Source organism: Novosphingobium sp. BL-A-28-Hi1-0D (assembly GCF_055521755.1).
Map to the genome: position 1 here is coordinate 748,318 of NZ_CM145502.1, position 25,033 is coordinate 773,350.

Below are 25,033 nucleotides of genomic sequence, written 5' to 3' on the forward strand. Positions count from 1 at the left end.
CGCCCTCATGTCCTCCTGCAATGCCGAAAGGGCCAATTGGTTCCGCTTAACTGTCAGAAAAGATGCCAATTGCTTTCAATGCTTGGATGACGAGCACGAGAGATGCACGAGCCTCCGAGTCGACGACCGCCCCGCCTGTGGGCGCGGCAGGGGCAACAACCACCTTCCAGGTCTCGTCGAAAAGTCTCGTCGCATTGCTTTGCAGATCGTGCACCCTCATGCCCTGCACCGGCTTGACGAACCGCCATCCGCCATCGGTCCAGCCTGCAATGCAGTTGCTCTGTCCGGCAAATGCTCCGGTAGGGGTGGTGCCCACAATCCACACCTGCCCTGCCGTCGGCGACGCAGGAGGATCGTTGCGCAGGCCAAGCACTCCGCCGCCGCCGATCATGTCGATCATGGCCAAGGCCTCGTTGACGGTTGTCTCCTTCTGCGTCTGACCGACAAACAGCATCGGCAGCCCGAGCCTTGGAGTCGAAGTCGAATAGCTCACAGGATCAGTCATGGGATTGCCTTTCGGTCAGCCGCTCAGGCGGGCATTGAGATAATCAAGGGCAAGGAGCGCGATTGGCGTCCGATCTGCCTGACGAAGAAAAGGGCTTCACCGGGCAGGTCGGCCAGTTCGGCCACTTGAGCTGCCGTAAGTTCGAGCATCGAAGCGCCTGTCCGCCACACCCGCGCAGGGCTGACAGCCGAGCCGTAGGCGATCTCCCACAGCTCTTCCGGCTCGTTGAGCGCCAGTTCCACTTCGTCGGGCCAGATCCACCCGCCGCGCGATCTGCGCACCCAATCCAGAACAAGCGCGCCATCCGCCATTTGCCGCGCCCGTCCGTGAACCGGGCTCAGCGGACGCAAGGTTAGACCTGGGTTGACTATGGCGCAGGAGGCCGGAACGACATCACCCAGCCCGAGAGCGGTGATCGTCGATGTCGTGGCATCGCCCACGTCGGCGGGATCGATCGGAACAATGCGATCATCAAGAAGAACGAAAGGCTCGCCAGGCACATGCCTGGTTATCGCGGCCTCGGTGCCGCCACGCCCGCGCATCAGACCGCTTAGCCGCCACGTGCGACCTGACAACCGCCCAACCCGGGCGAACTGGATCATCTCCGACCCGAGCAGCGCGAGATTCCCTCCCTGCATAAGTTGCGCCCATGTCATGCTGCCCAGCACGAAGTCTTCGGCTACAAGCTCGACGTCCACGCTCGATCCCGCATCGAATAGCAAGGGCGATCCGCTGGCCAGGCTGGTGATGGCGGTGCCAAGCACGGCACGCCTTCGGCCGGTCGGACCGAGCGATGCAAGCTGATCGTCTCCACTCGACACAAACAGCGCCGCGCCTCTCCAACCCTCGCCCGATGCCGAAGCCGCCACGCGCAACCGGGCAACATTGCCGTCGCCCGTACCGTCCCAGGGCAATTCGAATGCGACGATCTGCGTTGGGCCCGCCAACATATCCGCAGCAGCGTTCGAACGCCCGGGATCGGCTACACCTGCCGCGGAGATCGAAGCGGGCCCCGCTCCCGGTGGCACGGAAGCAAGGTCGAGCATCACGCCATCGGCCTGCCACTCCCATTGCTCCACCCGCCAGACCCCGTCACTCACCGGTGTCGTCACCATTTCGCCCGGTGCGAACCGCTGGTCGATCTCGCTGATCCGGTAGCGCAGCGTATCGCGCGCCACCGTCCGTCGCCGTGCCGCCCGGTCCGCCACCGCTGCGGCATCGCTTGCGTTCATCGCTGCAGGCAGTTCGATCGTCTCAACGTCGCCCGGCGAACTGCGCCCGATGCTGCGCTGAAGGCCTGGCTGGTAGTCGCGTGCTATGTCGTAATAGCGCACCGCGCATTGCCGAGTGCCCGGCAAGGCATCGCGTCTGCGCGACCAGCCACTCGCCCGCGCATCCTCGGCAGACTCTCCTCCTGCGCCTGGTGCAGGCAATTGTGCCACTGGTCCTGAGGCCACTTCCGCCAAGCGGAAGGCAAGCCGCTCATCCTGCACGCTGCAGCTCACCGGATCGAATTCGGACAGCAGCGAAACCACGTCCGCTGCCCCGCCCTGCTCCACCGTGAAGCCCGCCAACGACAGCGTTTCGAGACCGACCGTGTCGGCATCATCCAGAACGCTCCCGATGATCTGGGCCGCCGTCACCGCCTGCTCGTCGGCAATGACCTCGAACGTCAGCGAGGGCAGACGGTTGCCATAGTCGGCAAGCTCGAGGTCCTCGAACACCACATAGGCGAGGTTGCGATAGGCCGGATTTACCCCCACCCCTTCAGCCTGCGCCAGCAGCGGGTCCGCCGCCTGATCGCCATGGCCAAGATGAACCCGCAGCGTGCCCCCCACCTTGAGGTCGCCCGCCGCGCCGCGCAGCAGGTTGCCATCGGCCCAGATGCGCCCGATCCCGGCAATGGGCCTGCTCGAGATCGCCACCGCGAAAGAGGCGGTGTAGGTGTAAGTGGTGACCGACGGTCGCCCCTTCCCACCCGACTTCTCGCGGTGCTCGACCAGCTCTGTCGCCCAGATCACGCTGCCCGAGGCGCGCATCGTACCGAAATGCAGCGGCAGGGCCGATCCATAGCTCGATGTCTGGACCGAAAGCTCCTTCAGCCTCGGCCCTTCCACCTTGCGCCGCCCGAAAACGGCACCGTCGATCTGCTGCCCGACCAGCGCGCCGATAGCCCCGCCCAGAGGCCCACCCAGCGCTGTCCCGACAGCGGTTAGTAGAAGAGTAGCCATGTCGATCAGTTACCCTTTCGCGCCAGCCGCCATTGCAGCGTCACAGGCCATGGGAGCGGAGCGGGAAGCAACGTCACCCGCCCGAGCGAGGCATGCGCGTGGACGAACCCGCCCGGCACCGCGATCAGCAGATGTGGCTGCACCGGGCTGACCATGCACAGCAGCACCTGCCCGCCCTTGCGGCACCGTTTCAGTCCACTCGCCTCGGCACAATTGAGGAACCGCGTCACGCTGACCGAGCGCAGCGAATAGCCCTCCGGAACGTCGGGCAGCCGCCCCGCCCGCCGCAAGGCTTCGGCCACCAGCCCGACGCAATCGAGACCCGTCTCCGGATCGCGTCCGTGCAGACGGAACGGCACGCCCACGAGGCCGAGCGCGGCCTTTGCCAGCGCCCGGCTCATCCCTGCACCGACGGATAGCGGGTCAGCAGGTCGTTGCCCGGAAGATAGGGCTCACCCTGAAAGTTGACCGCGTTGCCAAACCGCTGGCCGCAGGTGGCGATGGTATGGTCGCACCCCTCGCGCAAAACCATCCGCGCCCCCGCCTCGGTACCTGCCAGCAGCGGACGGTCGAGCACGAGCCAAGCGCCCTCCACCGCCCGCACGCGCAGTATCGCGCCCGCATCCCGCCCGTCGAGCAGCCGCACCCAGCCATAGGCTAAGTCCTCCGCCGTAGTGCCGGTCACCTTCACCCACTGCCGCCCAGTTCCGATCTCCGACAGCGCCCCCTCGTGTGTAAAGCGCATACCCGAAAGCGTGCAGCCCTCTCCGCAGAACTCGGCACGACAGGTCGGCGACGTACGCGGCACGACATCACGCCCGAGAAGCTGCTTCAGCGATTCCAGCTCAGCCGAGAACTGATCGCCCTCACGGCCGACCGATCCGATCGTCCCGGCAAACAGCGTCTCGGCCTCCAGGCTTTCCCAATCGACCAGCCCCATCGTCACCCGCGCACCATCGAAGCGGCCGCTGGCAAGATCCGCCTCACCAATCGCGTCATGCGCCAGCGCGCCCGAAACTTCGGCAGAGTCCGCTTCCAGCGTCGCCGACCGCCGCACCGCCGATGGCACCATCCCGGGCGCAGTGCGATACCGCAGCCCTGCAAACACCAGGTCGCGGTCGTGGCTGGTAAAGCCCAGCGCCACCCCGTCGCGCCGCTCGATCCGCCACCACACGGCAACCGTTTCGAGCGACTGGCTGAACCACGCCCGCGTCATGCGTCTTCTCTCAGTTCGACAAGCGGCACGCTCGGCGCTTCACCAGCCGCAAACTGTGCGCCTGAAACATCCAGCCGGTCCTCGGCAAACCGCACCGGCACGTCGAACAGGAACCCGGCGCGTACCACGGCCCCTGCCGCAGGCGCTTGCGCAAGCACCACCTGCCCGCCAGCCTCCAAGGTGAAGCTTCCAGTCTCCACCCCATTCACGCTGACCCGCACCGTTTCAGCCCGTGGCCGCGTGATGCGCCGCCTCTGCGCATCGCCTGCTGCGCCATAGTGCTTGACCAGCGCAAACCGCGCGACCGCGCCGTCGCCCGTACCCAGCACCTGATCCAAAGGCGTCGGCGTCCCGGTCATCCCGTTCGAGCTGAAGTCCGAAGGATCGCGCAGGCGGAATCCACGCGCCTGCCCGCGCCGCGCGCGGAAGAAGGCAATCAACTCGCCAAGCTCCGCTTCCGAACGCACCCCTGGCCCCACGTCAAAGCGCAGCCGCGCGTCCGACCACAAGCTGTTGCGCCGCTCGAACCCCGAAGCGGTGATCGTCACGTTTGTCGAGAACTCCGGCGTCACCGAAGCTTCCCGCCCCAACGCCAGCGGAAACAGGACATCGTCGAAGGATTGCATGGTCTCGTCTCCGCTCGTTTCAGGCAGACGGGTAAAGCCGTCGCGCGACACCTGCGGCAGCGCCCAGATGAAGGTTTCCGCCACGCCCAGCGCCACCGCCTCGCTCGCCGCCGCATCGATCCGCGCCCATTCGGGCACTGCGTTCTCAGGCAGCAGCACGAAGCCCGATAGGTAGTGCTGGCGGCTGCGCGGATAATTCAGCCTTGCCTCGGCCAGTTGCCGCGCCTGTGCCCGCAGCGCGTCCTTGCCCGCCGTCACCCAGTCATAGTCTTCCAGCTGCAGCGTATCGAAGGCGGGCGACGCCCAGCCAACCGGCAGATTGGCGCGCATGGCTTCGGGCGTCACCGGGTCGAGCACCGTGGGCAGGAACGCCAGCAACAGCGTCTCCGCCCCGCCCGCACCCGCAGCCGCCTTTACCGCCGCCGCAAGGTCCGCAGTCGATTGCGCCAGCAAGGCTCCGGCCTGATCCAGCAGCGCCTTCTGCGCCGCGCTCAGGCTTGCGCCAAGATCAGGGATGTTCACCGGGTTCCCGCCGAACGCCGCCTTGGCCGCATCGTCGTAGATGCAGATGCGTCGGTCCTGCGTCACCCACCACCATGGCTCGCCCACCTGATGTCGCACCGGCAGGCCCGCCCCCTGCAGCATCCCGACCAGCGCCACGCCCACCTTGCGAACCCACGCCATGGCCTGCGCATGAGCAGGCGAGAGCAATGCCGATGGCGGCACCCATCCGGTCCGCCCCGGATCGCCGTTCCACGCCCGCTGCTGCCAGGCAGGCGGACAGTTCTGCGCCAGCAATTCGTAGGATTGCGAGGCAATGATCGTATGGCCCATCGCCTTGGCAGCGGCAAAGAACGCCTCGTGCCACTTCTGCGCCGCCGGGTTCATCGCACCCTGCCATGGATCGACCACGAACCCGCCGGAACCGTCAGGCACCATCGAATAGAAGTGGCTCATGCCAATGTAGTGGTTGATGCTTCCGCGATAACCGAGGCCCCGGATCTCGCGCAGCACGCGGGCAGGCGTCAGGTTGTAGGCATCGTCGTATCCGGTGCACATCGAAAGCCCGTGCGGGGGCACCATGACATCGCCCAACGTCAGCATCGGCTTGTGGCCCTGGCAGTTGATGCCCGTCAGCTCCACCCAGCCTTCTGCCGAGGCCACAAACGGTGTCGCGTCCCCCGCCGCATATCCCGGCGCGACCAGCGAGACGAACAGCCTGTCGATGTCCGCCGGATAGACCGGGTCGGCCTCTGAAGGCAGCAGGAACCCGCCGCTCATCTCCGAAAACTTCAGCGTGATCTGCGCGTTGGTCGGCGTACCGCTCGCGTAGTTCCACAGCCGCACATACCAGGCGCGCGGATTGCCCGCCGCATCGCGACCCTCGATGGTCAGCGTCGGCCCGTTCACCGCATTGAGCGGCAAGACGCCCGATGACTTCCACCGGAACGACAGCGTCAGCCGCGAATAGTCGCGCCGCGTCTCGTAAGACAGCAGCGGATGGTCCCACTTGTCTTCCGATTCCCAGATCAGCCCGATCAGGTCATCGGCCTTGCGGAACACCGCATCCACCCGCAGCGCATCAGGCGCAGTGGTCACCACCGAGGCCATTGCCGGCCTCGGAAAGTTCACCGTCCAGAAGCGCGGATCGAAGCGCTGGATCGTATCGGTCTGCTGCACCGTTCGGCGCGTCGCCAGCCAATGGCTCATCGCGGATTCCTCGCCTGATCAGAATTCGTTCAGCGCACGGCGCACCGCCTGCGCCACTTGCATGCCCGATCGGCGCAGGCTTTCCGGCTGGCTGCTGCCCTGCGGACTTACAATGCGGATCGAGACGTTGACGTCCCGTCCCTTGCCACCGCCGAGCGAAGGCTCAACTCGCCCGGCGGAGGTCGGGACGAACAGCTCCGGACCGCGCTCGCCGACCAGATAGCCACGCCCCGGCGCCACCGGCCCCCCTGTCGCACGCCCCGGCAGTCCGAAGATCGAGCCGACAAGGCTGGTCAGCAGCCCGCCAATCCCGCCGCCCGGTTGACCGCCCGCACCGCCGATCGAACCGATCCCGGCCTGAACTGCCTGCGCGGCAATGTCGCCAACCACGTTCAGCGCCACGCGCCGCAGGTCCTCGAATCCAAGCGACCCGCGACGGATCGCACCCAGCAGCCCGCGCTCGAGCGTGTCGCCCGCCCGGCCGAAGCCATCCACCAGGATCGAATCGAAACTCCCGCGCATCTGCGCCACGTCGGCCGTGAAGCCCTGCGTGTTCGCACGCACTTCGATCATCAGCGTATCGAGTTCATCCGCCACGGTCTTGCTCCATCAGTCTGTCGAGTGTGCCGCGATCCACCGCCTCGCCATCAGGCGCGCGCAAGGCCGCAAGGATCGTGGCCAGTTCTTCGGGGGTTGCCGCCCAGAACCTGTCCGGCGGCCAGCCCAGCAGCAGCGCCGCCTGGCCTGAAAGCCGCGCCGCTGCCGCTCCGAACCGGCCGCTCATCCGCTGCCCTTCAGCACCTGCACGATCAGCGCCCGCAGCACCGGCGTGCATGCCGCCAGTCCCTCGCGCGCCACGGCCTCGGCAAAGCTCTCGCGCTCGAGGCCATTACGGTCGCGCAAGGCATGCCAGAACAGCGCGACCATTTCGCTCAACCGCAACTGCCCCGCACTCGCCCGCTCGACCAGCGCGAAGAGCGGCCCCAGTTCCTCCTCGGCGGCTACCAGCGCGCCAAAGGTCGGGCGCAGCACCAGCGGTTGGCCGCCAATCGAAAGCACCGCTTCACCCCGGTGCGGGTTGGCAGCATCAGCCATCAGATCTGCGCCACCACGCCCGAGCTTTCGAGCGTCATCGTGTAGTTGCGCTCGCCATTGAAATCGCCCGAGTAGTCGAGGCGCTGGACAAGGAACTTGCCCCGCATCTTCTCGCCGCCCTCGAACGAAAGCTCGTAGTCGGCGATCGTCCCGGAAAGCGCATTGCCGCGCACCTGGCCTTCGGCGGCGCTGCCAAGGAAGATACCCGCCGCGCTCACCGTTACCGAACGCGTGCCCGCGCCCGAAAGCAGTTCGCGCCAGCCACCCGAATCCTTGGTGGTGATCACCACTGCCTCGCCGTTGATCGACATCTGCGTCGTGCGCAGGCCCGCCACGGTGTTGTAGGTCGGCGTTTCCGCACCATCGCTGATCTTCAGCAGAAAGGCGCTTCCCTTCTGTGCTGCCATGTCGGTTCTCCTTCAAAGAATGAGGTTTCAGGCGGCCATCACGCGCGCCCGGTATTCCAGCACGACCACCCGCAGCGCCTCGCCACGCTGCTCGGCCCGCGCCCGCAGCATCGCCAGACTGGCAATGCGGAACCCTTGCGCGGTCTGGTCGTAAGGCAGGCTCTCCACCCGCGCCTCGATGGCCGAGACCAGCGAGGCCCCGCCCAGCGGATCGTCACTGCGGAAATTCAGCTCCAACGCGACGCGGATCTCACGCCCGGCCAGCGTCTTTGTGCCCCAGTTGGTGCTCGCACTCGTCGTCAGCGCCAGCCACGGCAGCGCAGTGCGCAACGGTGCTTCCTCGACCACGGCGTTGAGCGCCGCGCCCAGCGCCGCATCGCTCGCCAGCCAGTCGATCAGTACCGCGCGAAAGGGAATTTCCATCGCTCACTCCTCCCCGAACAGCGGCCAGAGCAGCCCGGCCTTGCGCCAACGGCGCGCATCCAGCCGCCGCGCCAGCATCACCGCCCGCGCCTTGGCCAGCGCCTCGGCCTTCGCCGTCAGCCGCGCCACCAGCCCGGCGCCATCGGCCCGCGCCTCGATCACGCGAGCCGCATCCGCCGCCAGGGCCGCCACAGCGCTGCGACCACCGCAGGTGGCAGCGTGGCCGATTTCTTTTCGTCGTCACGCGCGCGGTGCTGGTGCGCGGCCAGCCGGATCACCCCATGGCGGATCGCGTCGGGCAACGCCGTCCAGTCGCTGGCAAGTCCGGCGACATAGGTCACCACCACCCGCGTCTGGTCGATAGGCCGCTGCAGCCGCACCCGGCCCGTGCCATCGGCCGCGATGTCCAACTCGTAATCGGAAGCCGCCAGCGCCGTCCGCACGCCCGCCACGCTCAGCCCGGCCATTGCCGTGATCGCGGTGACGGGCCGTGCCGAGAGCACCTGCCAATCCCCGCTCGCTTCCAGCACGTCCTCGCAGCCCGATTGCAGCGGCATCGTGCCGGTAAAGCCCTCGCACACGTCGAACGCGGCGCGCATCAGCGATGCCAGTTCGCCATCATCGGCCGTGCGGGTGATCCCAAGCCAGGCCTTCAGTTCGCTAAGCGCCGCCGAAGCCACGGCTGGCGGCGCGACAATTGCCCGCATCATGGCAATCTCCGGTCAAAGGTAGGGAAAAGAGTCCGGACGCGCCCCGCCCGAAAGTCCCAGGCGCGTCCGGAAGGTCGGATCAGGCCGCGATACGCAGCAGCTTGATCGCGTCGCTGTCCATCACCTGCCCGCCAACGCGGCGGGTGGCATAGAACTGGACGTAAGGCTTGTTGGTGTAGGGATCGCGCAGGATCGTGGTCTGGCGGCGCTCCGCGATCAGGTAACCGGCGCGGAAATTGCCGAACGCGATCGGGAAGGCGCTGGCGGCCACGTCGGGCATGTCCTCGGCCTCGATCACCGGATAGCCCAGCAGGCGGTCCGGCTGCCCTTCGACCATGCCCGGCTGCCACAGGAATGCACCATCGGCGGTCTTGAGCTTGCGGACGGTGGCCAGCGTCGCCGAGTTCATCACCCAGCACGCACCCTGACGCAGCGGCGCCTTGAGCTGGAACACGAGGTCGATCAGCTTGGCTTCCGGAGCCGAGTCAAAGCCGGTGGCATTGCCCGAACCGATGAACTGCAGCGTACCAAACGCACGGGTATTGTCCCCGGCCGTGCTGGTCGTCGCAGCCAGGAAGCCACGCGGCTGGTTGGTGCCGGTGCCATTGATGAACGCAGCCCCTTCGGCGCGGGCGAACTCGGCCGCGATCTCGTTCGCAAGCCATGCCTCCACGTCGAACGCCGCATCCTCCAGCATTGCCTGCGTTGCCGAAGGATTGGCGTAAAGCTCGCCCGATGGCGGCACGATCTCCGCCAGCTTGGGGCTTGCCGTTTCGGGGCGCGCACCCGTCTCGCTGACCCAGCCCGAAGCCGCGCCACCGATCGAGACGAGGCGGCGGAAGCCCGAGGTGCCGGTGCGCACCACGTTGGCGATCGAACGGATCGGGCTGATCTCCACCAGACGGCGCGCGATCAGCTCGTCGATCTTCTGGGGCACGGCAAAACCGCCATCGGCCGCCACGGTGCTCGAAAGCGCCTTCAGCTCGGTCTCACGGCCATGGCGCACATAGCCGTCGATGAAGCCCGAAAGCTCCGCCCCGGCATCGGTACCACCGCCCAGCAGCGGACGCACCGCGCTGCGTCCGGCACGCTCCATGCGACCCTTCACCTCTTCCACTTCGCTGCGCAGCGCGGCGATGGCGGCATCGTGTGCGTCCTGACGCTCGACGATGTCGAACGATTCAGCGATGGCATCCGCCTTGGTTTCGATCTCAAGATTTTCCATGTGGCTCAACGTCCTTTCTGCATGAAGCAGGTCGCCGCAAAGGTCGGCCTGCAGGGACTTCGTTGGAAAATTCAGCCCGCGCTGGTCGCAGGAGCAGTCTCGCCGCTCTCGACGTAGTGGACCCGCGCCAGCGGCTGCATCGGCCGCGTCACCAGGCTGACCTCGATGATCTCCAGATCGTCCAGCTCGCGCCCACCCGGCAGCGCCCGGCCTTTGAGCACGCGGTAGCCGAACGAAAGCCCGTCAACCGCGCCGTGCTGCAGCGCCCGCGCCGCGGCAGAGTCCGCAGCGTCCAGCTTCGCCACCACGCGCAGGCCCCGCTCGTCCTCGCCCGCGCTCTCGATCCAGCCGATCCGCTGGTCCGGGCGGTGCTGCCACAGCAACGGCAGCTTCAGACCTTCGGCCAACCTGCGCTCGAGCGAGCCCTTGAACGCGCCCGGCATGATCGTGTCGCCGCCGCTGTCGCGCTTGCGAAAGATCGCCGCGTATCCGGCAAACCGCACCGGCGCCCTCATCGCACCAGCTCCATCAGGCCCAGGCGCACCGCGATGCCCAGCAGCAGCAGCGCCAGCAGGCCCCGCACCACCCATGTCACGACCGCCTTCCACGCGCTCGCCTTGGCATCGCGCCATGCGCCCAGCAGCTGGCGCAGCTCGGCCAGATCGACGTGTGCGTTGCTGTCTGCCAGCCCAATCCTCCCAAGAACGCGCATCGCGCCAAGGTCCGAAGCTTCCTCGACAATGGCCCGCAGGGTGACGAGATCGCTGCCTTCGTCCTCGTCCTGCGCGATCAGCCGCGCCAGCATGTCCTCCCGGGTCATGCCGCCACCTCACCGATCCCCAGAAGCGCCCGCTTTTCCTCGGGCGAGAGGAAATCGGCGCCTGCAACTTGCGCCCAAAACCGCTCGCGATCCTCCGCCAGTGCAGGAACGCCATCGAGATCGACGGCAAGGCTTGCACCTGCGAATGAAGGCAGCAGCCCCTCGGCCAGCGCGTTCAGGATCTTGCCCGCCACCGGCAGCAGCGTCAGCCGCCACAGCGCGCGATTGGCCTCGCGATAGTTGGCATAGGTATTGTCGCCCGGGATGCCCAGCAGCATCGGCGGCACACCGAAAGCCAGCGCAATGTCCCGCGCCGCCGCCGCCTTCAGCGTGGCAAAGTCCATGTCCGCAGGAGTCAGCGCCAGCGCCTGCCAACGCAATCCGCCTTCCAGCAGAATCGGCCGCCCGGCATTGCCCATGCCCGAATAGGCCGCCGTCAGTTCACCCTTGATCCGCTCGAACTGGTCAGAGGTCAGCGCCGCACCCGGCTCGGCCGGATCATAGACCAGTGCACCCGAAGGTCGCGCCGCGTTCTCCAGCAGCGACCGGTTCCAGTGCGCCGCCGCGTTGTGGATCGCCACGGCCTCCTCGGCCGCCTCCAGGCACCCTGCACCGTAGTGGTCGTCGAGCGGATGGAAGTGCTTCACATGGATCAGGTTCGGACGCCCGAAGTCGTCCACCGCCTCGATCCGCATGGCCTTCTCGCCCACCTTATAGGCAAACGCCGCAGGCCAACCGCCCGCATCGGGGATCACCGTCACCCGTTCGGGGCGCAGCGCAAACAGCTCCACCGGCACGTCATCGGCATCGCGCAGCACCTGCACGAAGGCATTGCCGTGCAGCATCAGATGCGCCGCCAGCGTCTCCAGCAGCGGCTGGCCCGCACTCGTCTCGCTGACCAGCGCCAGCAGTTCGGGATGCGATGCCTTGACCGGTGCCCCGCCGATGCCCTCGGCAACAAGGCGCACCGCGCGCTGCGCCACCGGATTGCGCAAATAGGCTTCGCGGATCGCCACCGGATAGTTGATCGGTCCGCGCGAGGGCTCCCCACGCCAATCCGAAGCGGCAATCCACGGCGAAACAAAGCTGCGGCCCAACGGCGCGCGCTGCGTCACCGCCTCACCCTTGAATGCGGCAGCAAGCGATTGAAAGAACGACATGGTCTGCCTTTCATGAAAAATGGATACGATTGCCCGTGCGCAGCCAGGGCGTCCGCTAACTCCCCTCCCGCGTGCGGGAGGGGTTGGGGGAGGGCATGTCTGGCTCCGCCAAACGCCCCCCAAACCCTCAATCAAACCAGATCCGGGGCTCCGCCTGCTGTCCCAGCATCAGCTCGGTCAGCGCCCAGACACAGGCATCCGCCCTGTCCGGAGACCGCCCCGGCCCCTGATATTCGCCACCCGGCATCAGCCCGCACAGCTCGTCCTCCAGCTTCGGGAACATTCCCGCATGGCGCACGCGCCCCGTTTCATAGAGCGCCGCCACCGGCTCGGCCCGCGCCGCCTTGCCCCGGCTGGCGTGGACAAGACGCAAGGGCAGGCTGGCTTCGGCAGCGCGCAGCACCGCACCCACCATTTCGCCGCCCTGGTTCGCCTCGGCCACCACCCGGTCCGCAGACCAGGCCCGCGCGGCATTGACGACGGCGCGGGCCCAGCGCTCGGGGCTGGCCTGTTCCACCGAGCAGTCTGCCAGCACCCGCGCGATCCGGTCGTCCCCGATCCCGCAGACCACGATCCCGCAGGCATCGCCATGCGCGCTCGCCGGAGGGTCAACCCCGATCACGATCCGCGTGCACGGCGGCGCCACGTCCTCGCGGCCACTTTCGATCAGGCGGCGGCTCCACAATGCCCCCGCCAGATCCTCGATCATTTCGCCGAGCAGTTCCTGTCGGCCCAGCATGGTCCCGCCAAAGGTCTTGCGCATCGCCTCGATGAAGCGCTCGGGCAGGTTCGCGGCGTTGTCGAACGTCGTCCCGCGCGTCACCACCACATCCTCGCGCTCTGCCACGATCCGCGCCACCAGCGGCACCGGCCGCGGCGTCGTCGTTGCCACCAGTCTGGGATCGCTTCCCAGCCGCAGCCCCATCAGCAGGTTGTCCCAGGTCGAAAGCGCCCGGTTCGACATGTTGTCCCACTTGGCGATTTCGTCGCACCAGGCATGGCTGTGCTGCGGCCCGCGCAAGGCTTCCGGCTCGCCCGCCGAATAGAGAAACGCCTGCGCCCCATTGGGCCATGTCAGCCGCCGCACCGAACTTTCATAAGTCGGCCGCCGCCACGGCGCACCGATCGAAAGCAGCCCGCTCTCGCCTTCGACCATCACGCTGCGCGCTTCGTGGAGCGAGGAGCCGACCAGCGCGATCCGCGCCTCGGGATCGCCCTCGGCCACGCTGCGCACCCATTCAGCGCCCAGCCGCGTCTTGCCGAACCCGCGTCCGGCCATGACCAGCCACACCCGCCAGTCGCGTGCCGGGGCAAGCTGGTTGCCCCGCGCCCAACTGCGCCAGTCAAACGGCCACTCGATAATCTCCTTCTCGTCCAGTCCTTCGACGAAAGCGGCAATGCGCTCAGGGCTTGCATCGGACAGCCAGTCCAGCAGCGCCCGCTCAACCATGCGCGCTCGCAGTCACGGCGCCAGTCTGCCGCTGCCGGTGCACTTCCTCGCGGATCTGCAGCAGTTTCGCGTGGATCGACTGGCGCACCGCATCCACGTCGGCATTGTCGCGGATCGCCCGCTCGCGTGCCACCGTCTCGCGGTGTTGCGACAGCAGCCGGAGCGCAGTCGCATTGTCGAACTTTGCCCCATCCTTCGGCTCGCCAAAGCGCAGCCGATGCAGCACTTCGATCTCCAGCAGATCGTAGCCCTCGCACAGCGCCTCGCGCCAACGTGCGGCAAATTCGCTATCGTCGCGCTTGTCCTTGTAAGCCCGCGAAGCCGGAATCACGGCCGCCGCCGCCGCCGCCGTCACGTTCGACGTTTCTGCCAGCACGGCCAGGAACACCGGCCGCCAAGGCCTGTTGCTCTTCTTCGTCTTCGTTGGTTGTGCAGGTTCCAGTTCCTCTTGGGGAACGTCAGCCCAAGGGTCTTCTGGGCAGGGTATTTCCGGGCAGAGTGCTTCCGCGCACGGCGTTTCCGCACGTGACTCTTCGGCACCAGGCAGCACTGTCGGCTTGGCCATGCGGACCATCCCTCTCGGAATTGAGCTTGTCAGACACCACCGCCCCGCCGTTCCCGCTCCAAGAACGATTCGGCCTCGCGATGTTCTTGATATGTACTCAATCGGCGGCAAAAGTCAATCAAAAAGTGCCAATAAGGTTACAAAGGTTTGTCAAACCAACCAAAACCCCGTCACCCCGGCGCAGGCCGGGGCCCACAACCTCTCACCAAAACACGATGACAGAACCGCCAACCGCACCTGCATCCCAAACCAGAAACGCCCCCAAAACCCGCACCGTAATGGCCCCCGGCCTCCGCCGGGGCGACGATATCCGGACAGGCCCGCCTCACACTCCCGTCACCCCGGCGCAGGCCGGGGCCCACGACCTCTCGCCAGAACGTGAAGACAGAACCTCAAACCGCACCCGCATCCCAAACCGGACGCGCCACCAACACCCGCACCGTAATAACCCCCCCGGCCTACGCCGGGGCGACGATATCCGGACAACCTCACCTCACCCCACCCGTCGCCCCGGCGCAGGCCGGGGCCCATAACCTGTCGCAGCCAACCACCCTCAAATCCCGGCACAATCCCCGCACAACCGACGCAAGAACCTCTGGCACTTGCCGCCCGCCTCCCCTATTCGCCGCAGTGCAACAAGAAGGGTTTCCGATGCTTCGTCGCCTCTACGACTGGACCATGGCAAAGGCCGCGCACCCCCATGCCGAATGGTGGCTGGCGCTGTTCGCGTTCATGGAGGCAAGCTTCTTTCCGATCCCGCCACACCCGCTGCTCGGCCTGATGTGCCTGGCTGAACCGAAGAAGGCCGTGCGCTTTGCCGCCGTGGCCACCATCGCCTCGGTTCTGGGCGGATTGCTCGGCTATGCGATAGGGTACGGGCTCTACGATACGGTCGGCACTCAGTTGCTCGCAGCACTGGGCCTCACCGAAAGCTTCCCCAAGGCGGCCTGCTATCTGCGCGAATTCGGGGTCGAGATCATCATGATCAAGGGCGCCACGCCCATCCCGTTCAAGCTGCTGACGATCACCGCAGGCTTCATCGCCATGCCGCTGGTGCCGTTCATCCTCGCCAGCATTGTCAGCCGCTCGATCAGCTTCATGATCGTCGGCGTGCTGTTCCGCCTGTTCGGTGCCCCGATCAAGCGCTTCATCGACAAGTACCTCGGCCTCGTCACGGTCGGCTTCGTCCTGCTCGTCGTCGGCGGATTCATCGCCGCCACCATGCTCGGCGGCGGCGGCTCGTCAGACGCAAAGTCGAAATGCGAACAGGCCGCCCCGCTCGTCTAAAGCCCGAAGCGGTAGGCATATCCGACGCCCAGCGTGAATTGCGTCCGCTGCCCACGCTCACGGATCAGCGCGCTTGACGCAGGCTCCCCGCCCAGTCGGTCCACCCCGGCAAACACGGTGACGGCGCGGCTGCGGCCCAGCGGGCGGATCAGGTTCGCGCCAAGCCCATAGGACACCAGCCCACCCTCGACCCGCGACACCGCAAGGCCCGTCCGCGCTGCCTGCGCAGCATCAACGCCGTAGTAGGTCTGCATGAAATCGCCGCTGGCAAAAGTCGCACGCGGTCCAACCGCATAGATCAGCTTGCCCGAACGCCCCGAATACTGCGCCAGCACATCGCCGACCACGCCCTCGTGCCCGCCGAACCCTTGGCGCACTTCGGCCCGCAACCGCCACTGCTTCTTCGCACCTATCCGCTTCTCCACGAATGCGCCTGCCTCACCCGCGATATCGACGTCACCCATCCCGCGCAGGGCATCACTTCCACCGGCGACGAGGAACGGAGATCCCCCATCGTCCTCGTTCCGGCCAAAGCGCGAGCGCACGATCGGCCCGGCCTTCCAACCGTCCCGGTTCACCGCGTTCCACCCCAGGCCATCCTGCACCGAAAGGAACAGCGTGTCCTTGTAGTTGACGCGCAGGTCCGGGAAGATCGACAGCGCGGTATCTTTCGACCCTTGCCACGCCATCCCGAACACCGGTGCCACGCCCACGGTCATCGTCCACCCCTGCGGCGCAGGCGGCGGCCCTGCCGGACGCGCAGGCGCGGTTTGCGCGAGGGCCGGATGCGAAAGGGCAAGACTGAGTCTCAAGGCCAGCACGGCACGATCCAAGCGCATCCTTATTTTCCTCCATGTAAGCAGCGGCCTTCCGCACGCTATGAACTGCCTCCAAGACCCGCGCTTTGCGGCAATGTGTCGAACATTTGCGCTTGTGCTGCAGGCACCTGCACGCAATCCTCGCTCCATGCTCACGCTCTACCACTGCAAGAACGCCCGCTCCTTCCGCGCCCTCTGGGCGCTCGAGGAAATGGGCCTGCCCTACCGGCTCCACACCCTCCCCTTCCCCCCGCGCCACCGCCACGAGGGCATGCACGAGATCAATCCGCTGGGCACGATTCCGGTCCTCGTCGATGGCGACGTGAGGATGACGGAAAGCGTTGCAATTCCTCACTATCTCGCCACGAGATATGGCCCGACCGACCTCGCTGTCGCCCCGCATGAGGAAGGCTACGCCGCCTACCTCAACTTCCTCGTCATGGGCGAGGCGACGCTCACTTTCCCGCAGACCATCCATCTGCGCTATCAGGTCTTTGCCAAACCCGAAGAGCGTCGTCCGGAAATCGCCCGCGATTACGCCGAATGGTTTGGCTCGCGATTGCGCAATGCCGAAGCGCTGATGGGGGAGGAATTCGTCGCTGCAGGGCGGTTCACCATGGCCGACATCTCGGTGGGCTACGCGATCATGCTCGCGCTATCGGTTGGCCTCGAAGAGTTCGTGCCGAGTTCGCTCCGCGACCGCTGGAGTTCGCTTTCTGCCCGCGAGAGTTGGAAACGCGCGATTGCGGTCCAGAATTCAAGCGCCTAAGTCCTGCCAATGGCCCTTATCGCGTTCAACAAGCCCTTCGGCGTACTCTGCCAGTTCAGCCCTGAACGCACCGGCCCACCGCGCCCAACGCTTGCGGATTTCATCGACTTTCCCGGCGTTTACCCTGCCGGACGGCTCGACCATGACAGCGAGGGCTTGCTCCTCCTGACCGACGACGGCCCCCTCCAGTCCCGCATCGCCGACCCCCGCCACAAACTCCCAAAAACCTATCTGGTTCAAGTAGAAGGCGAACCCGACGACGCCGCGCTGCAGGCCCTGCGCAAGGGCGTCACCCTCAAGGACGGACCCACCCTGCCCGCCGAGGCCAAGCGTATCGAAGACCCCGCGCTCTGGCCGCGCGACCCGCCGATCCGCGTGCGAAAATCGATCCCCGACAGCTGGATCAGCCTGACAATCCGCGAAGGCCGCAACCGCCAGGTCCGGCGCATGACCGCCGCCGTTGGCCACCCGACGCTCCGCCTCGTCCGCTGGCGTATCGGCGACTGGTCGCTTGAGGGGATAGCGCCGGGGGAATGGAGGGAAGCATCGCGTTAGCCAGGCAACGGAGTTTTACCGGGCGAGCGCTTCAAAGCGCTCTGTCCAGTGATGTTTCCTACCGAGATGGGCACTGCCCTTTTTGCTGAGATGCCCGTCATCACGATAAATCAGCACCCCATCCATCTGTACGCGACAGACTTCACCCGGACAGATTTCGTGGCTTAGCCAATATACTGGCACTTCACCTTTCAATTCCTTCAGGACCAGAAGGCTCATCAGGCTGCGGTCTTCTTTGAAATTGCATATCTCGGATCTGATCTGGAAGAACTGCGATCTGACAGCGCAGAACCCATTGTCATGTCCACTTGCAGGAGTAGGCGAAACAATCAGCAGCTTTGCTCCAGCCCTGCGAACCCTGTCCGCCGTGTCCAGAAGACTTGCCTTGATAAGCTCAATATCTTCAAAACTATGGAATGACCCCGCCCGATCGACAAATTCCCCGCCATTCGCGATGCTGAAAGGTGATGACAAAATCACCATTTCAATGCCTTGAGATCGGATGCTATCGAGAACGCGATCGTTGAATGCCAGGCACTGCCTGGCCCAGTTGGCGCCATGGCCTTCGCCCTTGATCGGGGCAATGCCGATAATGGGCGAACACGCAGACATCGTTGACTGCCGAAGAGCAACCCGAGGATCGCTGGCGACAAGCCCCTGGGCAAGGTGCATCGCAAAGCTGTCACCCCACAAAAGCACCTTGGGGTGGTCTGTCAGTCGGCATTTCGGGGAAGCAATGTCCCCTTCCGGACACCCTTCAAGTCCATGATTCCCCGAAAGATCCGACTCGACGCTTTCTAGGCTCAGGACCCATTGATTGGCTGAGGGGGATGTGATTCAGGCTCCGCGAGGAGACTGAGCATGAGCGACCTGTACTGGCTGACGGACGAGCAGATGGCTCGCCTTTCGCCGTATTTCCCCAAGAGCCACGGCAAGCCGCGGGTTGACGACCGGCGGGTTCTGAGTGGGATCATCTTCGTCAACCGGAACGGCCTGCGCTGGCGGGATGCGCCAAGGGAGTATGGGCCACACAAGACATTGTATAACCGATGGAAACGGTGGGGCGCGATGGGCGTGTTTGGCCGGATGATGGAAGGCCTGTCCGCCCAGAGGGCCGAACCTCAGACACTCATGATCGACGCGACCTATCTCAAGGCTCACCGCACGGCTTCCAGCCTTGGGGTAAAAAAGGGGATCTTGGGCGCCTGATCGGACGGACCAAGGGTGGCATGAACACCAAGCTTCACGCGATAACCGATGCCAACGGCCGCCCCCTGAGCTTCTTCATCACGGCCGGCCAAATCAGCGATTACACCGGCGCAGCGGCCCTGCTCGACGACCTGCCCAAGGCACAGTGGATGCTTGCCGATCGGGGCTATGATGCCGAGTGGTTCAGGGACGCGCTTGAGCAAAAGGGCATCAAGCCCTGCATTCCGGGCCGGAAATCCCGCTCCATCCCCGTCAAGTACGACAAGCGCCGATACAAGCGGCGCAACCGCATCGAGATCATGTTCGGCCGTCTCAAGGACTGGCGACGCGTGGCAACGCGATACGACCGCTGTCCAACCGTCTTCTTCTCCGCCCTCGCACTCGCCGCAACCGTGCTCTTCTGGCTGTGATCAGTGAGTCCTGAGCCTAGCGGCAATGCGCTTTTTAAGCCCGGTTCCAAGCTGACATGCAAGGAATGGCGGAACGGCATTGCCGACCTGCACGAACTGCTGGGTCCTGTTACCCCGGAACACATAATTGTCCGGGAAGGTCTGGAGCCGCGCAGCTTCACGCACCGTCAGGCTGCGGCATTGCGACGGGTCCGGATGAATGAAGTAATGGCCGTCCTTGGAAATGTGGCTGGTGACGGTCGTCGAGGGCTGTCCGCGCAGCTGGACCCTGAACCGGTCCGCAAACTTGCCGCTTTCCCAGTTGCGGTGATCGGGCGCCAGGGCTGCCGGGAAGGAGGAAGCTTTGGGTGACTGGCCGGTGCTGGCCGCCCATGCTGCCGCAAACAGGTAGCGGGCGAGGTCCGCCGGCATATGCCCCCGCGTTTCGTGGCCGGGCAGCACATGCAGACGGTCATCCTTCAGCCAGTCAGCCAGGGCGGGCGGGCAGGCATTGCCGATGCCGTTCGGGGTGCTGGCCCGCCTCGCAAGCGCGGCTCTGTCTCCCGCCATGGCCTTGGTTGCGGCAATGTTGTCGAAGAACGCAGTGCGTGCGTCAGGAGGCAGACCGGTCTCCAGTTCCGCAAGCTCGCGGCAGGCCCGCTCGATTGCCTCCCGCCACGCATCGGGCGAGTCGGGGCCGCGGCTGATCCCGCTGCGCAGGCAGGCCATGCCGTCCAGGACGTGTGCGACCGTTGCCTTGGGATGAACGGGCCGTTCAAGGCGCTGGTTTGCGCGCTCAAGCTCGCTTGCGATGTCGCGGCGGAGGCCGATGATGATGACGCGATGGCGTGCCTGGGGCACCCCGAGCTCTTCGGCGCGCACCACGAAATCGGCGGGCCGCTGCCCCTTCGCCAGACAACCGGAGCCCTTTGCGGCAAAGGCGAAGAGTTCGTAACCCTCCGTTCCGGGCGGTGTCTTCAGGTCGGCGGTGATGAGATCGAACATCCGGACACCGTCGACCGTCGACGAAAGCATTCCCTTCACGTTTTCCATGACGAAGGCAGCGGGCTCGAGCTGGCTGATTATCCGGATGTATTCCCGGTAGAGGAAGTGCCGGTGATCCTGCGCCGCATCGTAGTCGGCGATGCCCCGGTTTCTCGCCCGGCCGACAAGCGAATAGGCCTGGCAGGGAGGGCCGCCGATCAGGACGGTATTGCGCCCGTGTGTCTTTCGGATATCCTCGATCCGTCGGGAAATGATCCTGCCGGCAGTTTCATCGCCCAGGGTCAGGCAGAGCGCCTCTTCTCTCGCTGCCTTCCACTGGGCAGGATAAAGTGCCTGCCAGTCCGGTTCTGCACCGCCATTGTTGAGCCAGTCATAGTATTCCTGCGGAAAACACGCGCCGAACTGACGCAGGAATGCACGGAACGACAATGTCTGATGTGCCGATTTCTCCTTTTCGACTGACAGCCGGACGGAGAACGGCCGCATTCCTTCGCCGGTTTCATAAGCTGAAAAGCCTTCGGCAAGTCCCCCCGGACCGGCGAACAGATCAACTATGGCAAATGCGGCATTCATCGACGTTTTTCTGTTATCCTGTTATTCTTGCTGATCAAGTCGCACACCGGCAGAAAGGGCGCAACCGTTGGCCGACGTGGTGGATGCAAATACCCGCTCCCGCATGATGGCGAGCATCCGTGGCAAAAACACCACGCCCGAAGTCCGCCTTCGTAAAGCCCTTCACCGGGCCGGTTTCCGCTTCCGGTTGCATGGTGCGAAACTGCCCGGAAAACCGGATATCGTTTTGGCAAAGCATCGTGCCGCGATATTCGTCCATGGCTGTTTCTGGCATCGTCACGCGGGATGCCGCAATTCCTCGGTGCCGAAATCCAATGCAGACTTCTGGGAAGCAAAGTTTGCCCGGAATGTCGAGCGCGATGCCGCCAATATCGAAGCGCTTGTCAGCTCCGGATGGCGCGTCTGCATAGTCTGGGAATGTGCGATCCGGCAGCGAGGCGAGCAGGCAGTCGGTACAGAAGTGGCTGGGTGGATCATCGGAACGCAGGAGAATGTCAGGGTGATCCCGGCTGATCCCTGAACGCCCGGCACGACGCCAGTTCAGCCATGATATGCTGTCGCGTCGCTTGCCGGATCTTCAGTGGCCGATTCCGGCGCATCCGTCACACCTTCCTGTCCTGCATGGGCCCTGACTTCGGTTGCCCGTTCCTCGATCTCCTTTGCGAAGACCTCCAGCATCGACGGACCTGCTGGCATTGCTGCCACCTCCTCGACCGCAGCGGGCAGTTCGCGCAGCAATCGTGCCGTCACCTGCTCCACCCTCTGCACCGTTCCCCGCGCTGCCAGTCCTGCGGCTTCGGCCATGCGCCGCCAGTGGCGACCGTAGATGTGGCGGCCGCGGCGCTGCTCGCCGATCGCCTGGGCGTGGTTCTGGGTGATGTTGGTCCAGGCGAGGCCCGACATCAGGTCGTAGAGCGGGGCAAGCTGCGGGGCACCGGGGCCGAGCAGGATCGAGTAGTTTTTCGCGTGGGAGTCCACGTTGCCGATGGCGATATTGAAGATCACGGCGTCCAGCAGCCGGGTGATGTCGCGCGCGGTCATGTGCTGGCGGACAACCGCGAACATGTCGGCGATCGAGGGGCCGCGCGTGCCGGTGCCGTTGAACTCGTATTTGGCGGCGGGCGGACGGCCGAGGGCCTGGCAGAAATCCTCCTGATGCAGGCGGTGCACGTTATTGCCCGCGCCCGTTCGGTCATAGCGCTCAACCAGCAGGTAGCTGCGTTCCCCTGCAATGCCCGTCGTCACCGGCGCGACATTGAGACCGATCCTGCGAGCGAGAACCATGCACAGCGCTTCATTCTGGACGCTGCCGGGCAGGCGTGGATTGTCGGGCTTGAGGATATGGGTGGATGGCGCGCCGTTGATCGGCACCGCAATCTGGCCGTCGATGACAGCCACCGGCAACTTTTCCTGCGCGCCGGCGAGGCTCATCGAGACACCGTCCTCGCCGACCAGGAATGGCCGCGCTGGCAGTTCCTCGATGATCCGCTCCAGTGCGTCGGCATCCGGGATCGTGCGATAGCCGGGCTCGCCTCGCGGCCGCTGCGGAGCGATGCTGAGCGCGCCTGCCAGATCGTTGCCGGTCTGGGCTATCAGGCCGAGCGCGTCCTCCGGCGCTGCACCGAGCGCGCGCGTCATGGCGCGCAGCGGTTCGCCCTCGGGCAGGAGGTTCATCAGCCAAGGGAAGACCTGTTCTCCCTCATAGGGCTTTGGCCGGATCGGCATGGCCAGCGAGACCGGGAAGCTCTCAGCGGATGAACGCCACGCATCCGCATAGGCAAGGCGGGTGGCCTGCGCGTCGGAGCTGATCGTAGCGACCAGACGGTCTTCGTAGTGAACCGGAAGGTCCACCGTCAGGCCTGCGAAATGCCGGTTGCGGTGAGCCGCAGGCCGACTGCCTTTGCGGCGGCAAGTGCCTTGCCGAGCTGGGCGGTGGGCTTCCCAGCTTCCAGATCGACGATGAAGCGTTCGCCGCTGTTGATTGCGAGCGCCAGCTCCCGCTGGGTAAGACCAAGGGCCTTGCGGGCCGAGGCGACGGCTGCGCCGAATTGGGTTGCGTTGTCGATCATGTCATTCTTACCGAGCGGGAAGTTGCCATATGTGTCGTAGAGATTCAAGAGCATTTCTTCCCGATCGGGAAGGAAGCCCACTGATGTTGAGGCCTATCCGGAAATTCTTACCGCTCGGTAAGTTGATTGGTGGCCTGGGCGGACGTTCTGTGCTATCGAGGGCGCGTCGAAGTCAGTGGATCTGTCCATGTCGATCGCCAGCGCTCAATACGACGATGACGAAATACTGGCCACGACGCGGGCGGCCGCTGCATTGGTCGCGCGCTGGGGCGTTCAACCTGAAGCAGCCGAGCGGCTTCTTAACGGCGAAGGGCGGGCCGCAGCGCTACTCGGCATTCATCGCGCATTGCGATGCATGTTCGCTGACAGCGATAGGGCCGCGCGGTGGATAGGTGCTTCCAACGAGGCCTTTGCTGGAGCCAGCGCGCTGGATCTCATGCTGGCAGATGGCCTCGCAGGTATGCGGCGCGTCGAGGCCTACCTTGATGCGGAAATCGCCAGCTGAACAGACTGGTGACAGATCCTGAGCGGTGCAGCGGAATCAACCCGGCAACGCGCTTGCAGGGCCCGATGGCTTGCGGAAGCTGCCTTGCAGCACCTTTGCACCGGCCCTGAGCTGATCGAGATAGTCCGCCCAGCTCTGCATCATCCTGATCCGCTCATCCCAGTGCTCGCCGCGCGCGTAGGCGCGGCGGACGTCATCGGTCTCGGCATGGCCAAGCTGGCGCTCGATCGCGTCTGGGTTCCAATGGCCCTGTTCGTTCAGCAGCGTGCTGGCCATGGCGCGGAAGCCGTGCGCGGTCATCGTGGTGCCGTCGAAACCCATCCGTCGCAGTGCAAGATTGATCGTGTTTTCACACATGGGCCGGTCGCGCTTTCCCTGGGTGGGGAAAAGGTAGCGACGGTTGCCGGTAATCTCGCGCAGCTCTTCCAGGATGGCGAGGACCTGACGGCTGAGCGGCACACGGTGCGCGACGCGCATCTTCGTCTTGTCAGCGGCGATGGTCCAGATGTTGCGGGTGAAGTCGAATTCGCTCCACTCGGCTTGCCGCAGTTCGCCAGGGCGCACGAAGACGTAGGGGGCGAGCCTTAGCGCCGCATGGGTGACCGGATAGCCTGAATAGGCGTCGATCGCGCGCAGCAGTTCGCCCGCTTCCTTCGGTGTGGTGATAGCGGCGCGGTGCGTCACCTTGGGCACGATCAGTGCGCCGCGCAGGTCTGCTGAAACGTCCCGGTCAGCGCGGCCGGTGGCGATGGCATAGCGGAATACCTGCCCGCAGGTGCTGCGCAGCCTTCGTGCGGTTTCGTAATGGCCGCGCTTTTCGACAGCGCGCAGGACGGCGAGAAGTTCGGGCGCCTTGATCTCGCCGACCTTGCGGTCTCCGATAATGGGGTAGGCGAATTCGAGCAGCCATGTCAGCTTGCCGACGGTCACATCGGCACGACCCTCGCGTCGGGCCTTGTCGAGCCACTCTTCGGCAACGGCCTTGAAGCTGTTCACATTGGCAAGCGTGCCGGTGATCTTGTCGATCTTGCGCTTGGCGGCGGGATTGATGCCTTCTGCGATCTGCTTCTTGATCTCCAGCCGTTTGGCGCGCGCCTCGGCGAGGGTGACGGTCGGATAGACCCCCAGCGCGGCTGTCGCTCGCTTCTCTCCAAAGCGATAGTCGACCCGCCAGCACCGCTGACCGGCCTTGGTGACCAGCAGGTACAGGCCGCCCCCGTCAGAGAGCTTGTAGGGCTTGTCGCGCGCAACTGCCTTTCGGACTGCCAGATCGGTAAGCATGAAGCCACCTTTTTGCCGGTTTTGATACCGTCAAAAATACCGTCGGATACCGTCAATTGCAACGATTTCAGCCGGATGCCGATGGACGCTAGATCCGTGAAAAGCCTTTGATTTCTTCGATTTTTCCGGACGCTTGCGGATGCGTCCGGAAAGAAAAATGGTGCCCAGAAGAGGACTCGAACCTCCACGCCCTTGCGAGCGCCAGCACCTGAAGCTGGTGCGTCTACCAATTCCGCCATCTGGGCACGGGGCGGGAGGCAAAAGCGCCGTCCGCCGGGTAGGAGGGCGCCACTAAGGGATGGGCGGCGGGGTGTCAACGGGGCAAATCCGCTCGGAGCAGACTCTTTTTGCAACCATGCCCGCTACGGGGTGTTTCGCCATTGAAACTGCGCCCCGTGCTGTGCCAAAGGCGGCGCGACGGGCGGCCTCA

30 protein-coding genes and 1 tRNA gene are annotated in these 25,033 nt (G+C 65.3%); 6 read left to right on the top strand and 25 right to left on the bottom strand.

Annotated features, from left to right (window positions below):
- Window positions 1-46: 46 nt before the first annotated feature.
- The 18 genes from ACZ1JW_RS03780 to ACZ1JW_RS03865 all read right to left on the bottom strand — a co-directional run bounded on the left by ACZ1JW_RS03780 (window position 47) and on the right by ACZ1JW_RS03865 (window position 14,143).
- Window positions 47-505 carry a DUF2793 domain-containing protein gene (locus tag ACZ1JW_RS03780; protein WP_465141998.1) on the bottom strand — a complete coding sequence of 153 codons (459 nt, stop codon included), beginning with the start codon at window positions 503-505 and terminating at the stop codon, window positions 47-49.
- A 23-nt stretch (window positions 506-528) separates the two neighbouring features.
- Window positions 529-2,736, bottom strand: coding sequence for a GTA baseplate fiber-binding domain-containing protein (locus ACZ1JW_RS03785; RefSeq protein WP_465141999.1), 2,208 nt, complete (start codon window positions 2,734-2,736; stop codon window positions 529-531).
- Between the two features lie 5 nt (window positions 2,737-2,741).
- The gene (locus tag ACZ1JW_RS03790; protein ID WP_465142000.1) at window positions 2,742-3,137 is read right to left on the bottom strand and encodes a peptidoglycan endopeptidase; all 396 of its coding nucleotides are present in this window, start codon (window positions 3,135-3,137) and stop codon (window positions 2,742-2,744) included.
- A complete protein-coding gene (locus ACZ1JW_RS03795) occupies window positions 3,134-3,952 on the bottom strand; it encodes a DUF2163 domain-containing protein (protein WP_465142001.1) in 819 nt (272 codons plus the stop codon). The genes ACZ1JW_RS03790 and ACZ1JW_RS03795 overlap by 4 nt, the downstream gene beginning before the upstream one ends.
- Window positions 3,949-6,288: a DUF2460 domain-containing protein gene (locus ACZ1JW_RS03800; protein ID WP_465142002.1), complete on the bottom strand. Its 2,340-nt coding sequence runs from the start codon at window positions 6,286-6,288 to the stop codon at window positions 3,949-3,951. Before ACZ1JW_RS03800 ends, ACZ1JW_RS03795 begins: the two co-directional genes overlap by 4 nt.
- Before the next feature lie 18 nt (window positions 6,289-6,306).
- Entirely contained in the window at window positions 6,307-6,885 is a 579-nt protein-coding gene (locus ACZ1JW_RS03805; protein ID WP_465142003.1) for a tail tape measure protein, read from the bottom strand.
- Window positions 6,875-7,072: a phage tail assembly chaperone gene (locus ACZ1JW_RS03810; RefSeq protein WP_465142004.1), complete on the bottom strand. Its 198-nt coding sequence runs from the start codon at window positions 7,070-7,072 to the stop codon at window positions 6,875-6,877. The genes ACZ1JW_RS03805 and ACZ1JW_RS03810 overlap by 11 nt, the downstream gene beginning before the upstream one ends.
- Window positions 7,069-7,383, bottom strand: coding sequence for a gene transfer agent family protein (locus tag ACZ1JW_RS03815; RefSeq protein ID WP_465142005.1), 315 nt, complete (start codon window positions 7,381-7,383; stop codon window positions 7,069-7,071). The genes ACZ1JW_RS03810 and ACZ1JW_RS03815 overlap by 4 nt, the downstream gene beginning before the upstream one ends.
- A complete protein-coding gene (locus ACZ1JW_RS03820; RefSeq protein WP_465142006.1) occupies window positions 7,383-7,790 on the bottom strand; it encodes a phage major tail protein, TP901-1 family in 408 nt (135 codons plus the stop codon). The genes ACZ1JW_RS03815 and ACZ1JW_RS03820 overlap by 1 nt, the downstream gene beginning before the upstream one ends.
- Before the next feature lie 27 nt (window positions 7,791-7,817).
- Complete coding sequence (locus tag ACZ1JW_RS03825; protein ID WP_465142007.1) at window positions 7,818-8,213, bottom strand: DUF3168 domain-containing protein; 396 nt, start codon at window positions 8,211-8,213, stop codon at window positions 7,818-7,820.
- A gap of 3 nt (window positions 8,214-8,216) precedes the next feature.
- On the bottom strand, window positions 8,217-8,375 hold the full coding sequence (locus tag ACZ1JW_RS03830; protein WP_465142008.1) for a hypothetical protein: 159 nt from the start codon (window positions 8,373-8,375) through the stop codon (window positions 8,217-8,219).
- Window positions 8,372-8,923: a head-tail connector protein gene (locus ACZ1JW_RS03835; protein ID WP_465142009.1), complete on the bottom strand. Its 552-nt coding sequence runs from the start codon at window positions 8,921-8,923 to the stop codon at window positions 8,372-8,374. The genes ACZ1JW_RS03830 and ACZ1JW_RS03835 overlap by 4 nt, the downstream gene beginning before the upstream one ends.
- A gap of 79 nt (window positions 8,924-9,002) precedes the next feature.
- The gene (locus ACZ1JW_RS03840; protein ID WP_465142010.1) at window positions 9,003-10,148 is read right to left on the bottom strand and encodes a phage major capsid protein; all 1,146 of its coding nucleotides are present in this window, start codon (window positions 10,146-10,148) and stop codon (window positions 9,003-9,005) included.
- Window positions 10,149-10,219: 71 nt separating this feature from the next.
- Window positions 10,220-10,663 carry an HK97 family phage prohead protease gene (locus tag ACZ1JW_RS03845; RefSeq protein ID WP_465142011.1) on the bottom strand — a complete coding sequence of 148 codons (444 nt, stop codon included), beginning with the start codon at window positions 10,661-10,663 and terminating at the stop codon, window positions 10,220-10,222.
- Window positions 10,660-10,968, bottom strand: a complete 309-nt coding sequence (locus ACZ1JW_RS03850) for a DUF6127 family protein (protein WP_465142012.1) — start codon at window positions 10,966-10,968, stop codon at window positions 10,660-10,662. Before ACZ1JW_RS03850 ends, ACZ1JW_RS03845 begins: the two co-directional genes overlap by 4 nt.
- Window positions 10,965-12,128, bottom strand: a complete 1,164-nt coding sequence (locus ACZ1JW_RS03855) for a phage portal protein (protein ID WP_465142013.1) — start codon at window positions 12,126-12,128, stop codon at window positions 10,965-10,967. The genes ACZ1JW_RS03850 and ACZ1JW_RS03855 overlap by 4 nt, the downstream gene beginning before the upstream one ends.
- 127 nt (window positions 12,129-12,255) lie before the next feature.
- Window positions 12,256-13,578, bottom strand: coding sequence for a DNA-packaging protein (locus ACZ1JW_RS03860; RefSeq protein ID WP_465142014.1), 1,323 nt, complete (start codon window positions 13,576-13,578; stop codon window positions 12,256-12,258).
- A complete protein-coding gene (locus ACZ1JW_RS03865; RefSeq protein WP_465142015.1) occupies window positions 13,571-14,143 on the bottom strand; it encodes a hypothetical protein in 573 nt (190 codons plus the stop codon). The genes ACZ1JW_RS03860 and ACZ1JW_RS03865 overlap by 8 nt, the downstream gene beginning before the upstream one ends.
- 651 nt (window positions 14,144-14,794) lie before the next feature.
- On the opposite strand from ACZ1JW_RS03865, the gene ACZ1JW_RS03870 reads away from it, so the two are divergent.
- Window positions 14,795-15,430 (top strand): YqaA family protein, encoded by a 636-nt coding sequence (locus ACZ1JW_RS03870; protein ID WP_465142016.1) that lies wholly within the window; start codon window positions 14,795-14,797, stop codon window positions 15,428-15,430.
- Here ACZ1JW_RS03870 and ACZ1JW_RS03875 read toward each other — a convergent pair.
- Complete coding sequence (locus tag ACZ1JW_RS03875; RefSeq protein ID WP_465142017.1) at window positions 15,427-16,269, bottom strand: MipA/OmpV family protein; 843 nt, start codon at window positions 16,267-16,269, stop codon at window positions 15,427-15,429. The two genes, ACZ1JW_RS03870 and ACZ1JW_RS03875, sit on opposite strands and share 4 nt — an antisense overlap.
- A 127-nt stretch (window positions 16,270-16,396) precedes the next feature.
- Here ACZ1JW_RS03875 and ACZ1JW_RS03880 point away from each other — a divergent pair, with 127 nt between their 5' ends.
- Together ACZ1JW_RS03880 and ACZ1JW_RS03885 are read left to right on the top strand one after the other, a co-directional pair.
- Window positions 16,397-17,017, top strand: a complete 621-nt coding sequence (locus ACZ1JW_RS03880; RefSeq protein ID WP_465142018.1) for a glutathione S-transferase family protein — start codon at window positions 16,397-16,399, stop codon at window positions 17,015-17,017.
- Between the two features lie 9 nt (window positions 17,018-17,026).
- Window positions 17,027-17,572 (top strand): pseudouridine synthase, encoded by a 546-nt coding sequence (locus ACZ1JW_RS03885; protein ID WP_465124807.1) that lies wholly within the window; start codon window positions 17,027-17,029, stop codon window positions 17,570-17,572.
- 15 nt (window positions 17,573-17,587) lie between these two features.
- Here ACZ1JW_RS03885 and ACZ1JW_RS03890 read toward each other — a convergent pair whose 3' ends face one another.
- Window positions 17,588-18,244: an SGNH hydrolase domain-containing protein gene (locus tag ACZ1JW_RS03890; RefSeq protein WP_465142019.1), complete on the bottom strand. Its 657-nt coding sequence runs from the start codon at window positions 18,242-18,244 to the stop codon at window positions 17,588-17,590.
- Between the two features lie 189 nt (window positions 18,245-18,433).
- On the opposite strand from ACZ1JW_RS03890, the gene ACZ1JW_RS03895 reads away from it, so the two are divergent.
- Window positions 18,434-19,191, top strand: a protein-coding gene (locus tag ACZ1JW_RS03895; protein WP_465140710.1) for an IS5 family transposase whose coding sequence is annotated in 2 segments (ribosomal slippage) — window positions 18,434-18,767 and window positions 18,767-19,191 — 759 coding nt in all. Because the reading frame shifts where the segments join, the coding sequence is not laid out codon by codon here.
- Here ACZ1JW_RS03895 and ACZ1JW_RS03900 read toward each other — a convergent pair.
- Complete coding sequence (locus ACZ1JW_RS03900; protein ID WP_465142020.1) at window positions 19,192-20,748, bottom strand: DNA cytosine methyltransferase; 1,557 nt, start codon at window positions 20,746-20,748, stop codon at window positions 19,192-19,194.
- Window positions 20,749-20,824: 76 nt separating this feature from the next.
- Here ACZ1JW_RS03900 and ACZ1JW_RS03905 point away from each other — a divergent pair, with 76 nt between their 5' ends.
- On the top strand, window positions 20,825-21,268 hold the full coding sequence (locus tag ACZ1JW_RS03905) for a very short patch repair endonuclease (protein WP_465126451.1): 444 nt from the start codon (window positions 20,825-20,827) through the stop codon (window positions 21,266-21,268).
- Between the two features lie 20 nt (window positions 21,269-21,288).
- On the opposite strand, the gene ACZ1JW_RS03910 is transcribed toward ACZ1JW_RS03905, so the two are convergent.
- Together ACZ1JW_RS03910 and ACZ1JW_RS03915 are read right to left on the bottom strand one after the other, a co-directional pair.
- The gene (locus tag ACZ1JW_RS03910; RefSeq protein ID WP_465124770.1) at window positions 21,289-22,599 is read right to left on the bottom strand and encodes a HipA domain-containing protein; all 1,311 of its coding nucleotides are present in this window, start codon (window positions 22,597-22,599) and stop codon (window positions 21,289-21,291) included.
- Between the two features lie 2 nt (window positions 22,600-22,601).
- Entirely contained in the window at window positions 22,602-22,871 is a 270-nt protein-coding gene (locus tag ACZ1JW_RS03915) for a helix-turn-helix domain-containing protein (protein ID WP_465124771.1), read from the bottom strand.
- A 133-nt stretch (window positions 22,872-23,004) separates the two neighbouring features.
- Here ACZ1JW_RS03915 and ACZ1JW_RS03920 point away from each other — a divergent pair, with 133 nt between their 5' ends.
- A complete protein-coding gene (locus tag ACZ1JW_RS03920) occupies window positions 23,005-23,322 on the top strand; it encodes an MbcA/ParS/Xre antitoxin family protein (protein WP_465142021.1) in 318 nt (105 codons plus the stop codon).
- Between the two features lie 36 nt (window positions 23,323-23,358).
- On the opposite strand, the gene ACZ1JW_RS03925 is transcribed toward ACZ1JW_RS03920, so the two are convergent.
- Both ACZ1JW_RS03925 and ACZ1JW_RS03930 read right to left on the bottom strand, forming a co-directional pair.
- Window positions 23,359-24,603, bottom strand: coding sequence for a tyrosine-type recombinase/integrase (locus ACZ1JW_RS03925; RefSeq protein ID WP_465142022.1), 1,245 nt, complete (start codon window positions 24,601-24,603; stop codon window positions 23,359-23,361).
- Between the two features lie 158 nt (window positions 24,604-24,761).
- Window positions 24,762-24,848 (bottom strand) — tRNA-Leu (locus tag ACZ1JW_RS03930).
- Between the last annotated feature and the right edge of the window lie 185 nt (window positions 24,849-25,033).

Bases quoted from the DNA above. Each gene is read 5' to 3' on its own strand.
- ACZ1JW_RS03880 (WP_465142018.1), top strand. From the start codon at position 16,397: ATGCTCACGCTCTACCACTGCAAGAACGCCCGCTCCTTCCGCGCCCTC.
- ACZ1JW_RS03920 (WP_465142021.1), top strand. From the start codon at position 23,005: ATGTCGATCGCCAGCGCTCAATACGACGATGACGAAATACTGGCCACG.
- ACZ1JW_RS03800 (WP_465142002.1), bottom strand. From the start codon at position 6,288: ATGAGCCATTGGCTGGCGACGCGCCGAACGGTGCAGCAGACCGATACG.
- ACZ1JW_RS03815 (WP_465142005.1), bottom strand. From the start codon at position 7,383: ATGGCTGATGCTGCCAACCCGCACCGGGGTGAAGCGGTGCTTTCGATT.
- ACZ1JW_RS03785 (WP_465141999.1), bottom strand. From the start codon at position 2,736: ATGGCTACTCTTCTACTAACCGCTGTCGGGACAGCGCTGGGTGGGCCT.
- ACZ1JW_RS03820 (WP_465142006.1), bottom strand. From the start codon at position 7,790: ATGGCAGCACAGAAGGGAAGCGCCTTTCTGCTGAAGATCAGCGATGGT.
- ACZ1JW_RS03810 (WP_465142004.1), bottom strand. From the start codon at position 7,072: ATGAGCGGCCGGTTCGGAGCGGCAGCGGCGCGGCTTTCAGGCCAGGCG.
- ACZ1JW_RS03790 (WP_465142000.1), bottom strand. From the start codon at position 3,137: ATGAGCCGGGCGCTGGCAAAGGCCGCGCTCGGCCTCGTGGGCGTGCCG.
- ACZ1JW_RS03900 (WP_465142020.1), bottom strand. From the start codon at position 20,748: ATGAATGCCGCATTTGCCATAGTTGATCTGTTCGCCGGTCCGGGGGGA.
- ACZ1JW_RS03885 (WP_465124807.1), top strand. From the start codon at position 17,027: ATGGCCCTTATCGCGTTCAACAAGCCCTTCGGCGTACTCTGCCAGTTC.
- ACZ1JW_RS03875 (WP_465142017.1), bottom strand. From the start codon at position 16,269: ATGCGCTTGGATCGTGCCGTGCTGGCCTTGAGACTCAGTCTTGCCCTT.
- ACZ1JW_RS03860 (WP_465142014.1), bottom strand. From the start codon at position 13,578: ATGGTTGAGCGGGCGCTGCTGGACTGGCTGTCCGATGCAAGCCCTGAG.
- ACZ1JW_RS03845 (WP_465142011.1), bottom strand. From the start codon at position 10,663: ATGAGGGCGCCGGTGCGGTTTGCCGGATACGCGGCGATCTTTCGCAAG.
- ACZ1JW_RS03890 (WP_465142019.1), bottom strand. From the start codon at position 18,244: ATGCACCTTGCCCAGGGGCTTGTCGCCAGCGATCCTCGGGTTGCTCTT.
- ACZ1JW_RS03855 (WP_465142013.1), bottom strand. From the start codon at position 12,128: ATGTCGTTCTTTCAATCGCTTGCTGCCGCATTCAAGGGTGAGGCGGTG.
- ACZ1JW_RS03870 (WP_465142016.1), top strand. From the start codon at position 14,795: ATGCTTCGTCGCCTCTACGACTGGACCATGGCAAAGGCCGCGCACCCC.
- ACZ1JW_RS03835 (WP_465142009.1), bottom strand. From the start codon at position 8,923: ATGATGCGGGCAATTGTCGCGCCGCCAGCCGTGGCTTCGGCGGCGCTT.
- ACZ1JW_RS03840 (WP_465142010.1), bottom strand. From the start codon at position 10,148: ATGGAAAATCTTGAGATCGAAACCAAGGCGGATGCCATCGCTGAATCG.
- ACZ1JW_RS03865 (WP_465142015.1), bottom strand. From the start codon at position 14,143: ATGGCCAAGCCGACAGTGCTGCCTGGTGCCGAAGAGTCACGTGCGGAA.
- ACZ1JW_RS03850 (WP_465142012.1), bottom strand. From the start codon at position 10,968: ATGACCCGGGAGGACATGCTGGCGCGGCTGATCGCGCAGGACGAGGAC.
- ACZ1JW_RS03915 (WP_465124771.1), bottom strand. From the start codon at position 22,871: ATGCTCTTGAATCTCTACGACACATATGGCAACTTCCCGCTCGGTAAG.
- ACZ1JW_RS03795 (WP_465142001.1), bottom strand. From the start codon at position 3,952: ATGACGCGGGCGTGGTTCAGCCAGTCGCTCGAAACGGTTGCCGTGTGG.
- ACZ1JW_RS03825 (WP_465142007.1), bottom strand. From the start codon at position 8,213: ATGGAAATTCCCTTTCGCGCGGTACTGATCGACTGGCTGGCGAGCGAT.
- ACZ1JW_RS03925 (WP_465142022.1), bottom strand. From the start codon at position 24,603: ATGCTTACCGATCTGGCAGTCCGAAAGGCAGTTGCGCGCGACAAGCCC.
- ACZ1JW_RS03780 (WP_465141998.1), bottom strand. From the start codon at position 505: ATGACTGATCCTGTGAGCTATTCGACTTCGACTCCAAGGCTCGGGCTG.